Origin of the sequence: Arthrobacter sp. ISL-85 (genome assembly GCF_018613675.1) — a bacterium.
In the GTDB taxonomy this organism is placed as follows: domain Bacteria; phylum Actinomycetota; class Actinomycetes; order Actinomycetales; family Micrococcaceae; genus Arthrobacter.
Genome location: NZ_JAGGPQ010000016.1, coordinates 264,695 through 277,777, shown reverse-complemented (window position 1 = coordinate 277,777; position 13,083 = coordinate 264,695). Strand labels below are relative to the sequence as shown.

At 61.9% G+C, this 13,083-nt stretch carries 20 protein-coding genes; 1 reads left to right on the top strand and 19 read right to left on the bottom strand.

Annotated elements, in window-relative coordinates:
- The 16 genes from rplF to rpsJ form a co-directional block, all read right to left on the bottom strand.
- Positions 1 to 537: a 50S ribosomal protein L6 gene (rplF, locus tag J7I84_RS12955; protein WP_214944960.1), complete on the bottom strand. Its 537-nt coding sequence runs from the start codon at positions 535 to 537 to the stop codon at positions 1 to 3.
- A gap of 18 nt (positions 538 to 555) precedes the next feature.
- Positions 556 to 954, bottom strand: coding sequence for a 30S ribosomal protein S8 (rpsH, locus tag J7I84_RS12950; RefSeq protein ID WP_015937843.1), 399 nt, complete (start codon positions 952 to 954; stop codon positions 556 to 558).
- Positions 955 to 1,036: 82 nt separating this feature from the next.
- A complete protein-coding gene (rplE, locus tag J7I84_RS12945) occupies positions 1,037 to 1,618 on the bottom strand; it encodes a 50S ribosomal protein L5 (RefSeq protein ID WP_018769138.1) in 582 nt (193 codons plus the stop codon).
- Positions 1,618 to 1,980, bottom strand: coding sequence for a 50S ribosomal protein L24 (rplX, locus tag J7I84_RS12940; RefSeq protein ID WP_015937845.1), 363 nt, complete (start codon positions 1,978 to 1,980; stop codon positions 1,618 to 1,620). The genes rplE and rplX overlap by 1 nt, the downstream gene beginning before the upstream one ends.
- 3 nt (positions 1,981 to 1,983) lie before the next feature.
- Positions 1,984 to 2,352 (bottom strand): 50S ribosomal protein L14, encoded by a 369-nt coding sequence (gene rplN / locus J7I84_RS12935; RefSeq protein WP_003803789.1) that lies wholly within the window; start codon positions 2,350 to 2,352, stop codon positions 1,984 to 1,986.
- Between the two features lie 504 nt (positions 2,353 to 2,856).
- On the bottom strand, positions 2,857 to 3,162 hold the full coding sequence (gene rpsQ / locus J7I84_RS12930) for a 30S ribosomal protein S17 (protein WP_214944959.1): 306 nt from the start codon (positions 3,160 to 3,162) through the stop codon (positions 2,857 to 2,859).
- Positions 3,159 to 3,488 (bottom strand): 50S ribosomal protein L29, encoded by a 330-nt coding sequence (gene rpmC, locus J7I84_RS21805; RefSeq protein WP_018760452.1) that lies wholly within the window; start codon positions 3,486 to 3,488, stop codon positions 3,159 to 3,161. Before rpmC ends, rpsQ begins: the two co-directional genes overlap by 4 nt.
- A 2-nt stretch (positions 3,489 to 3,490) precedes the next feature.
- Positions 3,491 to 3,907, bottom strand: coding sequence for a 50S ribosomal protein L16 (gene rplP, locus J7I84_RS12920; RefSeq protein ID WP_015937848.1), 417 nt, complete (start codon positions 3,905 to 3,907; stop codon positions 3,491 to 3,493).
- Positions 3,908 to 4,738, bottom strand: coding sequence for a 30S ribosomal protein S3 (rpsC, locus tag J7I84_RS12915; RefSeq protein WP_214944958.1), 831 nt, complete (start codon positions 4,736 to 4,738; stop codon positions 3,908 to 3,910).
- A complete protein-coding gene (gene rplV, locus J7I84_RS12910; RefSeq protein ID WP_009358304.1) occupies positions 4,739 to 5,104 on the bottom strand; it encodes a 50S ribosomal protein L22 in 366 nt (121 codons plus the stop codon).
- Positions 5,105 to 5,142: 38 nt separating this feature from the next.
- A complete protein-coding gene (gene rpsS / locus J7I84_RS12905; RefSeq protein ID WP_003803803.1) occupies positions 5,143 to 5,424 on the bottom strand; it encodes a 30S ribosomal protein S19 in 282 nt (93 codons plus the stop codon).
- A 12-nt stretch (positions 5,425 to 5,436) separates the two neighbouring features.
- The gene (rplB, locus tag J7I84_RS12900; protein WP_026264302.1) at positions 5,437 to 6,276 is read right to left on the bottom strand and encodes a 50S ribosomal protein L2; all 840 of its coding nucleotides are present in this window, start codon (positions 6,274 to 6,276) and stop codon (positions 5,437 to 5,439) included.
- A gap of 29 nt (positions 6,277 to 6,305) precedes the next feature.
- Positions 6,306 to 6,611 carry a 50S ribosomal protein L23 gene (gene rplW, locus J7I84_RS12895; protein ID WP_011692807.1) on the bottom strand — a complete coding sequence of 102 codons (306 nt, stop codon included), beginning with the start codon at positions 6,609 to 6,611 and terminating at the stop codon, positions 6,306 to 6,308.
- Positions 6,608 to 7,228 carry a 50S ribosomal protein L4 gene (rplD, locus tag J7I84_RS12890; RefSeq protein ID WP_214944957.1) on the bottom strand — a complete coding sequence of 207 codons (621 nt, stop codon included), beginning with the start codon at positions 7,226 to 7,228 and terminating at the stop codon, positions 6,608 to 6,610. Before rplD ends, rplW begins: the two co-directional genes overlap by 4 nt.
- Before the next feature lie 4 nt (positions 7,229 to 7,232).
- Positions 7,233 to 7,883: a 50S ribosomal protein L3 gene (gene rplC / locus J7I84_RS12885; RefSeq protein ID WP_214944956.1), complete on the bottom strand. Its 651-nt coding sequence runs from the start codon at positions 7,881 to 7,883 to the stop codon at positions 7,233 to 7,235.
- A 17-nt stretch (positions 7,884 to 7,900) separates the two neighbouring features.
- Positions 7,901 to 8,209: a 30S ribosomal protein S10 gene (rpsJ, locus tag J7I84_RS12880; RefSeq protein ID WP_003803825.1), complete on the bottom strand. Its 309-nt coding sequence runs from the start codon at positions 8,207 to 8,209 to the stop codon at positions 7,901 to 7,903.
- Between the two features lie 396 nt (positions 8,210 to 8,605).
- On the opposite strand from rpsJ, the gene J7I84_RS12875 reads away from it, so the two are divergent.
- Entirely contained in the window at positions 8,606 to 10,042 is a 1,437-nt protein-coding gene (locus J7I84_RS12875; RefSeq protein ID WP_214944955.1) for a GH1 family beta-glucosidase, read from the top strand.
- A gap of 19 nt (positions 10,043 to 10,061) precedes the next feature.
- Here J7I84_RS12875 and J7I84_RS12870 read toward each other — a convergent pair whose 3' ends face one another.
- The 3 genes from J7I84_RS12870 to tuf form a co-directional block, all read right to left on the bottom strand.
- Positions 10,062 to 11,312, bottom strand: coding sequence for an Nramp family divalent metal transporter (locus tag J7I84_RS12870; protein WP_214944954.1), 1,251 nt, complete (start codon positions 11,310 to 11,312; stop codon positions 10,062 to 10,064).
- 104 nt (positions 11,313 to 11,416) lie between these two features.
- Positions 11,417 to 11,542, bottom strand: a complete 126-nt coding sequence (locus J7I84_RS21800) for a hypothetical protein (protein WP_285291221.1) — start codon at positions 11,540 to 11,542, stop codon at positions 11,417 to 11,419.
- Positions 11,543 to 11,706: 164 nt separating this feature from the next.
- The gene (gene tuf, locus J7I84_RS12865; protein ID WP_003803827.1) at positions 11,707 to 12,897 is read right to left on the bottom strand and encodes an elongation factor Tu; all 1,191 of its coding nucleotides are present in this window, start codon (positions 12,895 to 12,897) and stop codon (positions 11,707 to 11,709) included.
- Between the last annotated feature and the right edge of the window lie 186 nt (positions 12,898 to 13,083).

Below are 13,083 nucleotides of genomic sequence, written 5' to 3'. Positions count from 1 at the left end.
TTACTTACCAGCCTTTCCGACCTTGCGGCGGATGACTTCGCCTGCGTAACGGATGCCCTTGCCCTTGTACGGGTCAGGCTTCCGCAGCTTGCGAATGTTGGCAGCAACTTCGCCGACCTGCTGCTTGTTGATACCTGAGACAGAGAGCTTGGTCGGTCCCTCTACTGCAAAGGTGATGCCGGCCGGAGCCGAAACGTTGACCGGGTGGCTGTAGCCAAGAGCGAACTCAAGGTCAGATCCCTTGGCCTGAACGCGGTAACCGGTACCAACGATTTCAAGCTTCTTCTCGTAGCCTGCCGTGACGCCCTGGATCATGTTGGCGATCAGGGTGCGGGTCAGGCCGTGGAGTGAACGGGAGGCGCGCTCGTCGTTCGGGCGGCTGACGGTCAGGGTGCTGTCATCCAGGGCAACCTCGATGGGGCTGGCCACAGTGTGGGTCAGCTCCCCCTTGGAACCCTTGACGCTGACGACAGAGCCGTCAACCTTGACCTCAACGCCGGCAGGAACGGTGATGGGGAGACGTCCAATACGTGACATTATTCTCTTCCTTTCCCGTTACCAGACGTACGCGAGGACTTCGCCGCCCACGCCCTTCTTGCCGGCCTGCTTGTCAGTCAAGAGGCCGGAAGAGGTGGACAGGATTGCGATACCCAGGCCACCGAGGACGTGGGGCAGGTTGGTGGACTTCGCGTAAACGCGGAGGCCCGGCTTGGAGATGCGGCGTACACCGGCGATGGAACGCTCGCGGTTCGGACCGAACTTGAGGTCGAGGGTCAGCTTCTTGCCAACCTCAGCGTCCTCTTCCTTCCAGCCGGCGATGAAACCTTCGGCCTTGAGGATGTCGGCAACGCGTGCCTTGAGCTTGCTGTAAGGCATAGACACGGAGTCGTGGTATGCCGAGTTTGCGTTACGCAGGCGCGTAAGCATATCTGCGACAGGATCTGTCATTGTCATGTGGGCTCATGCCCTTCCTCATAACGGTTTCCGCCGTTCCGTCCTTCAGGGAGCGGAGCGGCCGGACCTTTTATGTAGTTAATTAAGCTTCGGTTTTGAACGGGAAACCAAGCGCCTTGAGCAGCGCGCGGCCTTCGTCGTCAGTCTTGGCAGTGGTCACAACCGTGATGTCCATACCGCGGACGCGGTCGATCTTGTCCTGGTCGATTTCGTGGAACATAACCTGCTCGGTCAGACCGAAGGTGTAGTTGCCGTTGCCATCGAACTGCTTGCCGCTGAGGCCGCGGAAGTCGCGGATACGGGGCAGTGCCAGGGTGACCAGGCGGTCCACGAATTCCCACATGCGGTCGCCACGCAGGGTTGCGTGCGCACCGATGGGCATGCCTTCGCGCAGCTTAAACTGTGCGATCGACTTGCGGGCTTTGGTAACCTGCGGCTTCTGGCCGGTGATCTGGGTGAGGTCGCGGACAGCGCCGTCGATCAGCTTGGAGTCCTTGGCGGCATCTCCAACACCCATGTTCACAACAACCTTCACCAGGCGGGGTACCTGGTTCACGTTCTCGTACTTGAATTCATCCTGGAGCGTTGCCTTGATGGATTCGGCGTACTTGGTCTTCAGACGAGGAACGATCTTCGTTGCCGGAGTCTCGAGAGTCTCAGTCATTAGATGTCCTTCCCGGAGCTCTTGGACACGCGGATGCGGACGGTCTTCTTGACGCCGTTCTTCTCCACGGTGTCGAGGCGGAAGCCCACGCGGGTCGGCTTCTTGGTCGACGGGTCAACCAGGGCCACGTTGGAAATGTGGATCGGGGCCTCTACAACCTCGATGCCGCCGGTCTTGGTGCCGCGCTGCGACTGTCCAACACGGGTGTGCTTGGTAACGCGGTTGATACCCTCAACCAGCACGCGGTTGGTGTCGGTGAACACGCGCAGAACCTTGCCCTGCTTGCCGCGGTCGCCGCCGCGCTCAGCCTTGGCGCCAGTGATGACCTGAACCAGGTCACCCTTCTTGATCTTTGCAGCCATGGACTAGAGCACCTCCGGAGCCAGAGAAACGATCTTCATGAACTTCTTGTCACGCAGTTCACGACCAACCGGTCCGAAGATACGGGTACCGCGGGGGTCACCGTCGTTCTTCAGGATCACAGCTGCGTTCTCGTCAAACTTGATGTAGGAACCATCCGCACGGCGGCGTTCCTTCTTGGTACGGACGATGACGGCCTTGACCACATCGCCCTTCTTTACGTTGCCGCCCGGGATTGCATCCTTGACGGTGGCGACAATGACGTCACCGATGCCTGCGTAGCGACGGCCGGATCCACCGAGAACGCGAATGGTAAGGATTTCCTTAGCACCCGTGTTGTCGGCGACCTTGAGTCGCGACTCCTGCTGAATCACTATTTACTCCTTGCGTCGCGCCGGTTCTCAGACCGAAAATCTTCCTACGGAATGAGCCTTGCGGAACGGTTGATCGGGGTGTCTCTTGACCTGCCTGGATTTTGCCAGACCAGGCCTAAACTCCCGTGCCAGAAGCAGTTGCTCCCACCCTGTCCGGGACGGATCCCGGGCGCACAGGGGCACTATGCTGTGGCACGCTTGTTTACGAGGTTGATGACGGCGCGCGAAAGGCGCCATACAAACTCAATATCCTAGCACGTTTTCCGCCGGTCCCCATATCACCACCGTCCCCAGCCCCGCAAGACGGAGGCGCCCCTCCCCCGCGGGACGGACGACGGCGTCACGCAGGGCAGCCCTTCGGCCCACCCGGGGCGCCCCTCCCACGCCAGCCCGGGCGCCGCCGTCGTCCGCTGCCCGGAAAGGCTGCCTGGCGTGACGTGTGCCTTAAACGAGGAAGCCCCCGCTCCCGGAACGAAGCAGGGGCTTCCAGCGAAGCAGCAGGTGCTACTTGGCCTTTTCGAGGATTTCCACGAGCCGCCAGTTCTTGGTGGCGGACAGCGGACGGGTCTCGGCGATGACAACGAGGTCGCCGATGCCCGCGGTGTTCCCTTCGTCATGTGCCTTGACCTTGGAGGTACGGCGGATAACCTTGCCGTACAGGGCGTGCTTTACGCGGTCCTCAACCTCGACAACGATGGTCTTTTCCATCTTGTCGGAGACCACGTAGCCGCGACGCGTCTTGCGGTAACCGCGCTCCCCAGCCTTGGCGGCGGTAGCAGTTTCCGTCACGTTCTCGTCCTTTTCACTCACTTGGCATCCTCCTCGGTCTCAACCGTTTCAGCCTTTTCGGCCTTCTTGGTTGCAGCCTTCTTGGACTTCTTCTCTTCCTTGGCTTCCACAACCGGTGCGGCCACCTCGGCACGAATGCCCAGCTCGCGTTCGCGGAGAACGGTGTAGATGCGTGCAATGTCCTTCTTTACTGCACGCAGGCGGCCGTGGTTCTCCAGCTGTCCGGTGGCGGACTGGAAACGCAGGTTGAACAGCTCTTCCTTGGCCTTGCGGAGTTCTTCAACGAGACGCTCGTTGTCAAAACCGTCCAGTTGTGCGGGAGCCAGATCCTTGGATCCTACTGCCATTTCTACTCACCACCTTCGCGACGCACAATGCGTGCCTTCAACGGCAGCTTGTGGATTGCCAGGCGCAGGGCCTCGCGAGCTACCTCTTCATTGACACCGGAGAGTTCGAAGAGAACCCGGCCCGGCTTGACGTTGGCGACCCACCATTCCGGTGAACCCTTACCGGAACCCATGCGGGTTTCGGCCGGCTTCTTGGTCAGCGGACGGTCCGGGTAGATGTTGATCCAGACCTTACCGCCACGCTTGATGTGGCGGGTCATGGCGATACGCGCGGACTCGATCTGGCGGTTGGTGACGTATGCCGGGCTCAGAGCCTGGATACCCCACTCACCGAACGAAACCTCGGTGCCGCCCGTAGCAGCGCCGGAACGACCCGGGTGGTGCTGCTTACGGTGCTTTACTCGACGTGGGATAAGCATTTAAGCCTGTCCTCCTTCTACAGCGGCCGGAGCCGCCTCAGCTGCCGGAGCTTCGGCAGCAGGAGCTGCGTCAGCGGCCGGGCGGTCGGTGCGACGACGGCGGTCACCACGGTCAGCGCCACCCGGGCGTCCGCCACGATCGGAACGGGGTCCGCGGGACGGTGCTGCGGCTGCCTGTGCTGCCAGTTCCTTGGCAGTGACATCGCCCTTGTAGATCCAGACCTTCACGCCGATGCGGCCGAAGGTGGTCTTGGCTTCGTAGAAGCCGTAGTCGATGTTCGCGCGGAGGGTGTGCAGCGGCACACGGCCTTCGCGGTAGAACTCCGAGCGGGACATTTCAGCGCCACCCAGGCGGCCCGAGCAGGCGATACGGATGCCCTTGGCACCTGCACGCTGTGCGGACTGCATGGCCTTCTTCATCGCACGGCGGAATGCCACGCGGGAAGTCAGCTGCTCTGCAACGCCCTGGGCCACAAGCTGGGCTTCCATCTCGGGGTTCTTGACCTCGAGGATGTTCAGCTGAACCTGCTTGCCGGTGAGCTTTTCGAGCTCGCCGCGGATGCGGTCTGCTTCTGCTCCACGGCGGCCGATGACAATGCCGGGACGGGCCGTGTGGATGTCCACGCGGACACGGTCACGGGTGCGCTCGATCTCGACCTTGGCGATGCCGGCGCGCTCCATGCCCGTGGACATGAGCTGGCGGATGCGGATGTCTTCGCGAACGAAGTCCTTGTACCGCTGTCCGGCCTTGGTGCTGTCAGCGAACCAGTGCGATACGTGATCGGTGGTGATGCCGAGTCGGAACCCGTGCGGGTTTACTTTCTGTCCCACTTAGCGAGCCTCCTCTTTCTCCGGGGTAGCGACTACCACGGTGATGTGGCTGGTGCGCTTCTTGATCTGAAATGCACGACCCTGGGCACGCGGCTGGAACCGCTTCATGGTCGGGCCTTCATCAACAAACGCTTCGCTGATGATGAGGTCGCCTTCGTCAAACGCCACGCCGTCGCGGTCCGCGAGGACCCGGGCGTTGGAGATTGCCGACTGAACTACCTTGAATACCGGCTCCGAAGCTGCCTGCGGGGCAAACTTCAGAATTGCCAGAGCCTCATTCGCTTGCAATCCACGAACAAGGTTGACGACGCGCCGGGCCTTCATAGGCGTTACGCGGATGTGGCGCGCAATTGCCTTGGCTTCCATTGCTTTCCTTCTCTCGTCTTTGACGTAAACGCAGGCGCCTAGCGGCGCTTGCCCTTACGGTCGTCCTTGACATGGCCGCGGAATGTCCGCGTGGGAGCGAATTCGCCGAGCTTGTGCCCGACCATCGACTCAGTGACAAACACCGGGATGTGCTTGCGTCCGTCGTGTACGGCGATCGTGTGTCCGAGCATGTCGGGGATGATCATCGAACGGCGGGACCAGGTCTTGATGACGTTCTTGGTGCCCTTTTCGTTTTCCCTGGCTACCTTCACAAAGAGGTGCTGGTCAACGAAAGGACCTTTTTTCAGGCTGCGTGGCATGTGTCCAGGCTCCTATCGCTTGTTCTTGCCAGTACGACGGCGACGCACAATAAGCTTGTCGCTCTCTTTGTTGGGGCGGCGGGTGCGGCCTTCACGCTTACCGTTCGGGTTGACGGGGTTACGTCCACCGGACGTCTTACCCTCACCACCACCGTGCGGGTGGTCAACCGGGTTCATGGCGACACCACGGACGGTCGGGCGGACGCCCTTCCACCGCATACGGCCGGCCTTGCCCCAGTTGATGTTGGACTGCTCGGCGTTGCCAACCTCGCCGACGGTTGCGCGGCAGCGCACGTCAACGTTGCGGATTTCGCCGGAAGGCAGGCGCAGCTGGGCGAAGCGGCCTTCCTTGGCAACAAGCTGGATGGATGCGCCGGCGGAGCGGCCCATCTTGGCGCCGCCACCCGGACGCAGCTCAACTGCGTGGATAACAGTACCCACCGGGATGTTGAGCAGCGGCAGGTTGTTACCGGGCTTGATGTCAGCACCGGCACCTGCCTCAACAACATCGCCCTGGGAGAGCTTGTTGGGAGCGATGATGTAACGCTTGGTGCCATCAACGTAGTGCAGGAGGGCGATGCGAGCTGTGCGGTTCGGATCGTACTCGATTTCGGCAACGCGGGCGTTGACGCCGTCCTTGTCGTGGCGACGGAAGTCGATCAGACGGTACTGGCGCTTGTGCCCACCACCCTTGTGGCGGGTGGTGATCTTACCGGTGTTGTTACGGCCGCCCTTTTTGGGCAGCGGACGTACCAACGACTTTTCCGGCGTCGACCGCGTAATTTCGATGAAGTCCGCTACGCTCGAGCCACGACGGCCCGGGGTAGTCGGCTTGTACTTACGGATTCCCATAATTTATTTCCTCGTTAAAGTGGTCTCCGCTACGCGAGCGGACCGCCGAAGATGTCGATGGTGCCTTCTTTGAGGGTGACAATCGCACGCTTGGTGTTCTTGCGGGTACCCCATCCGAATTTGGTGCGCTTGCGCTTACCGGCACGGTTGATGGTGTTGATCGATTCGACCTTGACGGAGAAAATCTTCTCCACGGCCAGCTTGATCTCGGTCTTGTTCGAACGGGGGTCCACCAGGAAGGTGTACTTGCCCTCGTCGATCAGGCCGTAGCTCTTTTCCGACACGACGGGTGCAAGCACGACGTCGCGGGGATCCTTGATGGTGGCTGCACTCACTTGGCATCCTCCTCGTTCTTAGCTGCCTTAGCGGCAACGAATGCGTCGTAGGCAGCCTTGGTGAAGACAACGTCATCAGAGACGAGAACGTCGTAGGTGTTCAGCTGGTCTGCGTACAGAACGTGAACGCCACTGAGGTTGCGCACGGACAGTGCCGCAACGTCGTTATCGCGCTCGATGACGACCAGCAGGTTCTTGCGGTCGGAAACACCGCGGAGCGTTGCGAGAGCGTTCTTGGCGGAGGGCTTGGTGCCTTCAACCAGTTCCGCGACAATGTGGATGCGGCCGTTGCGGGCCCGGTCAGACAGTGCGCCGCGCAGTGCAGCAGCAATCATCTTCTTGGGGGTGCGCTGGCTGTAGTCACGCGGGGTGGGACCGTGGACAACGCCACCGCCGGTCATGTGGGGAGCACGGATGGAACCCTGACGGGCGCGGCCGGTGCCCTTCTGCTTGAACGGCTTGCGTCCTGCACCGGAAACTTCAGCGCGGGTCTTGGTCTTGTGGGTTCCCTGGCGGGCAGCAGCGAGCTGGGCAACGACGACCTGGTGCAGCAGCGGCACGTTGGTCTGAACGTCGAAGATCTCTGCAGGCAGGTCAACCTGGACAGTGTTAGCCATTGAACTAGGCTCCCTTCACGGCGGTGCGTACGAAGACGACCTGGCCGCGGGCGCCGGGAACGGCACCCTTGATAAGGAGCAGCGACTTCTCGACGTCAACCGCGTGGACCGTGAGGTTCAGCGTGGTGTGACGAACGGCGCCCATGCGGCCGGCCATTTTCATGCCCTTGAAGACGCGGCTCGGGGTGGATGCGCCACCGATTGAACCGGGCTTACGGTGGTTCTTGTGTGCACCGTGGGAAGCTCCAACGCCGTGGAAGCCGTGACGCTTCATAACACCGGCGAAGCCCTTACCCTTGGTGGTGCCGACGACGTCGATCTTCTGGCCGGCTTCGAAGAGCTCTACGGAGAGCTCCTGGCCCAGCTCGTACTCGGCAGCATCTGCTGTACGAAGTTCAACGACGTGGCGGCGAGGCGTGACGCCTGCCTTTTCAAAGTGACCAGCCAGCGGCTTGGTGACCTTGCGGGGATCGATCTGGCCGTAGCCGATCTGAACGGCGACGTAGCCATCAACTTCTGCGTTGCGCAGCTGGGTGATGACGTTCGAGTCTGCCTGGACCACAGTGACGGGGATGAGCTTGTTGTTCTCGTCCCAGACCTGGGTCATGCCGAGCTTCGTGCCCAGCAGGCCCTTTACTTTACGGGTTGCGGTCATAGTCTCTCAGCACCTCCCTACAGCTTGATTTCGATGTTCACGTCAGCCGGCAGGTCGAGACGCATGAGCGAGTCAACAGCCTTCGGCGTGGGATCGATGATGTCGATAAGACGCTTGTGCGTGCGCATTTCAAAGTGCTCGCGGCTGTCCTTGTACTTGTGCGGAGAGCGGATAACGCAGTACACGTTCTTCTCCGTAGGCAGCGGCACGGGGCCAACTACCGTTGCGCCTGCGCGCGTGACCGTCTCAACGATCTTCCGTGCTGAAACGTCAATGACCTCGTGGTCGTATGACTTCAGCCGGATGCGGATTTTTTGTCCCGCCATGTCGCCTGACTCTCTTTCAGTCTGTGCTTCCCCGGTTTAGGGCTGCCCTGTTCACTTACTCGTTGTATGGCTGCCGAAGCATTTGAGGTCGTAACCACCATCCGCCGCACAAACTGAATCCGGATGGATCCGGGTTCCTCACCTTGCCGGCGCAACCGACCCCCGCGGTCGGGCGTGTCGCGCTGAACACGCATACAAATCCGCAAATCCATTGGGGTGGGTTATGTTTGGTCTCCTACTTGGACCCTGCATCCGGCATTATCCGGATCGGGACGCGAAGAAGCGCTTGAACAACTCATCTAGTATGCCGGAAAAGCTGGTCAGATGCGAATTGGCCCCGAATAGTTCCCCTCCTGCCCCGTTGCAGTGGAAGGAAAGCGGCTGGATGATAGGGGCATGACCCTGGAAGACACGGAAACGGTGACGGAACTGGCCGGGCGCGTGCCGCCGTCGTTCACCCTTGGCGTCGCTGCCGCGGCGTTCCAGATCGAAGGCGCGCTGAAAGCAGGGGGCCGCGGGCCCTCCGGGTGGGACGCCTTCGCGGAGAAGCCCGGCGCCATCATGGACGGCCACTCCCCTGCGGTGGCGTGCGACCACTACAACAGGCTGCCGGAGGATGTTGCGCTGCTCAAGGAGCTGGGCGTTGACTCCTACCGGTTCTCTCTTTCCTGGCCCCGCATCCAGCCCGACGGCCGGGGCAGTTTCAATGCTGAAGGCCTGGACTTTTACGACCGCCTGATCGACCAGCTCCTCGACGCCGGCATCTCCCCCATGGCCACTCTGTACCACTGGGACACCCCCTTGCCCCTGGAGCACCGCGGCGGCTGGCTGAACCGGGACACTGCCCAGCGGTTCGGCGAATACGCCCGGGCAGCCGGCGAGCGGTTCGGCGACCGGGTGGATCAGTGGGTCACACTCAATGAACCCGTCTCGGTCACCCTCAACGGATACGCCCTGGGGGTCCACGCGCCCGGCCGCCGGTTGATGTTCGATGCCCTTCCCGCCATCCACCACCAGCTCCTGGCACACGGGCTCGGCGTGCAGGCGCTGCGGGCGGCCGGAGTGGCGGGCGGCGTTGGTTTGACCAACCTGCACTCCCCCGTTAGGCCCGCCACCCGGAAGGTCGGGGACCGGCTGGTCGCACACCTGTACGACCTTTTGATGAACAGGCTCTACGCAGACCCCGTCCTGCTGGGCCGGTACCCCTCGCTGCCCCTGTACGCCAGGCCCTGGCTGCGCTCGATCGGCAGGATATCCGATGCCGACCTCAAGACCATCCACCAGCCCCTGGACTTCTATGGGCTCAACTATTACTTCCCGGTGAAAGTGGCCCTGGGCCCGGGCATCACCCCGATGCCTGCGGACATGCACAAGGAAATGGCCAAGCTGCCGTTCCACGAGGTGGGGTACCCCGAGTACGGCAGCACCGGCTTCGGGTGGCCCGTGGCGCCGGAGCATCTGGGCGTCGTGCTGCGGGAGATGCGGGACCGGTACGGGGAGGCCCTCCCGCCGCTTTACATCACCGAGGGCGGGGCGAGTTTTCCTGAACCTGACAGCGTCTCGGAGACGCTGGAAGATACGGACCGGGTTGAGTACCTGGCGGCGCATCTGGGGACGGCACTTGAGGCCACTGCTCCGGGCGGCATTGCGGAGGGCGTGGACCTGCGCGGCTACTACGTATGGACGCTGATGGACAACTTCGAGTGGGCTGCCGGATACTCACAGCGTTTTGGCCTGGTACATGTGGACTTCGATTCGCTGGAACGGACTCCCAAGCGGTCCTTCTACTGGTACCAGGCGCTATCCCGGGCCCGGAGCCACCGGCAGGACTAGCCGGCGCGTTTCTGGCAGATCACTGCCGCCCCAGCACTGTCAGGAAGATCAGCACACAGTTCAGCCCCACGATCAGTGTGGCGCTGGTCCAACCGGCGATCCTGAGCGGTTTGGAGTCGGCATGGATGCCCATCACCTTGCGGCTGCCGGTGAGACGGATCAGCGGGATGAGTGCGAACGGGATGCCGAAGCTCAGGAGGACCTGGCTAAGCACCAGCGCCAGTGTAGGTTCAATTCCTGCGCCCAAGACCAGCAGCGCCGGAATGAGCGTGACAGTGCGGCGGACCAGCAGGGGAATCCTTACCTTCAGCAGGCCGCCCATGATCGTGGCCCCTGCATAGCACCCCACCGAGGTGGATGCCAGTCCCGAAGCCAGGAGGCCCACAGCGAATACGACGCCGATAACCGGCCCCAGCGCCGATGTCACGGCAGCGTGCGCACCGGCGATGGTATCGGTTCCCTCCACGCCGCGGAGGCTGGTGGCAGCCACCAGCAGCATGGCGATGTTCACGATTCCGGCAAGCAGCAGGGCCCCGGCGACATCCACGCGGGTGGCCCGGATCAACCGCGTCCTGATCGCCGGATCTTCCGAGAAGCCATGACGGTCCCGGGCCAGCGCTGAGTGCAGGTAGATCGCATGCGGCATGACGGTTGCCCCCAGCATGCTGGCTGCGAGCAGGACGGTGTCAGTTCCCTCGAAGCGCGGCACCAGGCCTGCAAGGGCGCCGCCCGCATCCGGCGGCGCAACGAACAGGCCTGAGACAAACCCGACGGCGATGACGCCGAGCAGGGTCAGGATGGCAAGCTCGAAGGACTTCTGGCTCCGGTGCGACTGCAGAGCCAGCAGCAGCATGGACGCCAGACCGATGACGACTCCACCCGTCAGCAGGGGCAGTCCGAACAACAGGTTGAGCGCGACGGCACCGCCGATAACTTCGGCCATGTCCGTGGCCCCGGCAACGATCTCGGCCTGCACCCAGTAAGCACGGCGCCGCCCGTTCCCCAGGCTCTTGCCGAGGATCTCCGGCAGGCTCATTCCGGTAGCGAGCCCCAGCTTGGCTGACTGGTACTGGATCAGTACGGCCATGGCATTGGCAGCAACCAAAACCCAGACGAGCAGATACCCGAAGCTCGCCCCGGCCGTCAGGTTTGCTGCGACATTGCCCGGGTCCACGTAGGCGATCGCCGCCACGAAAGCCGGCCCGAGCAGCAGGAGGCGGGACCAGCCTTTCGTGGTGGCGGATGCCGCCGTCGTGGTTGAAACAGCCATGAGGTGTCCTCGTCGGTGCGGGCGTCAATACAACGAGGATACCGCTAGTTTAGGCATACCGAAAAGTAGGAATAAGGGCAGCCAACATACCTAGCAGCCCTTCACTATTGGTTCTTGTTTGCCCTGTTGATCCGCTTTGCCCGGTCTATCTCGCGCCGAAAATTCCTTCTGACCCAGAACACCCCGGCCACAACGGCAACCGCGATGACCAGGAAGATAAGCCATCCCATGATGATCTCCTTTCAGTGCTGCAACAGTATCAGGGGCCCGTTGCGGCAGCGCCGGCAGGAACCGGCTGAAAAAGGGCAAAGGAAAGCCCCGCTGCTTGGAGCAGCGGGGCTTTCCCGTGGATTCAGCGTGGGCCTGTGCCCGGCAGATCCTTGATCAGCAAGTACTACTTGATGATCTTGGTAACGCGTCCCGAACCAACGGTGCGGCCGCCTTCGCGGATAGCGAAGCCGAGGCCCTCTTCCATAGCGATGGGCTGGATGAGCGCAACGGTCATCTCAGTGTTGTCGCCAGGCATAACCATTTCCGTGCCCTCGGGCAGGGTGATAACGCCGGTTACGTCCGTGGTGCGGAAGTAGAACTGCGGGCGGTAGTTGGAGTAGAACGGGTTGTGACGTCCGCCTTCGTCCTTGGAGAGGATGTAGACGTTGGCCTCGAAGTCGGTGTGCGGGGTGATGGAACCCGGCTTGACGACAACCTGGCCACGCTCGACATCGTCGCGCTTCAGACCGCGGAGCAGCAGGCCACAGTTCTCGCCGGCCCATGCTTCGTCGAGCTGCTTGTGGAACATCTCGATACCGGTAACCGTGGTCTTCTGGACCGGGCGGATGCCGACGATCTCGACCTCGGAGTTGATGGCGAGGGTTCCACGCTCGGCGCGGCCCGTAACAACGGTGCCACGACCGGTGATGGTGAAGACGTCCTCAATCGGCATCAGGAACGGCTTGTCGCGGTCACGTACGGGGTCCGGAACGGACTCGTCGACAGCAGCCATCAGGTCCTCAACGGACTTGACCCACTCGGGGTCGCCTTCCAGTGCCTTCAGGCCTGAAACGCGGACAACCGGTGCTTCGTCGCCATCGAAGCCCTGCGAGCTGAGGAGCTCACGAACTTCCATTTCGACGAGGTCGAGGAGTTCCTCGTCATCGACCATGTCAGCCTTGTTCAGCGCGACCAGCAGGTAGGGAACACCAACCTGGCGGGCCAGCAGAACGTGCTCGCGGGTCTGAGCCATCGGGCCGTCGGTCGCAGCAACCACGAGGATTGCGCCGTCCATCTGGGCAGCACCGGTGATCATGTTCTTGATGTAGTCAGCGTGGCCGGGGGCGTCAACGTGTGCGTAGTGACGCTTCTCGGTCTGGTACTCCACGTGGGAGATGTTGATGGTAATACCGCGCTGACGCTCTTCAGGTGCAGAGTCGATCGACGCGAAGTCACGCTTCTCGTTGAGAGTCGGGTACTTGTCGTACAGCACCTTGGAAATGGCGGCCGTCAGCGTCGTCTTACCGTGGTCAACGTGACCAATGGTGCCGATGTTGACGTGCGGCTTAGTCCGCTCGAACTTTGCCTTTGCCACAGGTTCCTCCTAGAACGTTTTCAAATGACATACCCTTCCACCGCTCTTGTCGCGGCAGAAACTCAGGTAAGTCTACTTGGGGGGCTTTGGATTGGTGAAATCGCAGATTCAGGAACTAATACTAGTCCCTAGAGCCTGTTCGTGCAGATGGCCGGCAATCGGCGTGAACCGTGACCGGCCACCTGC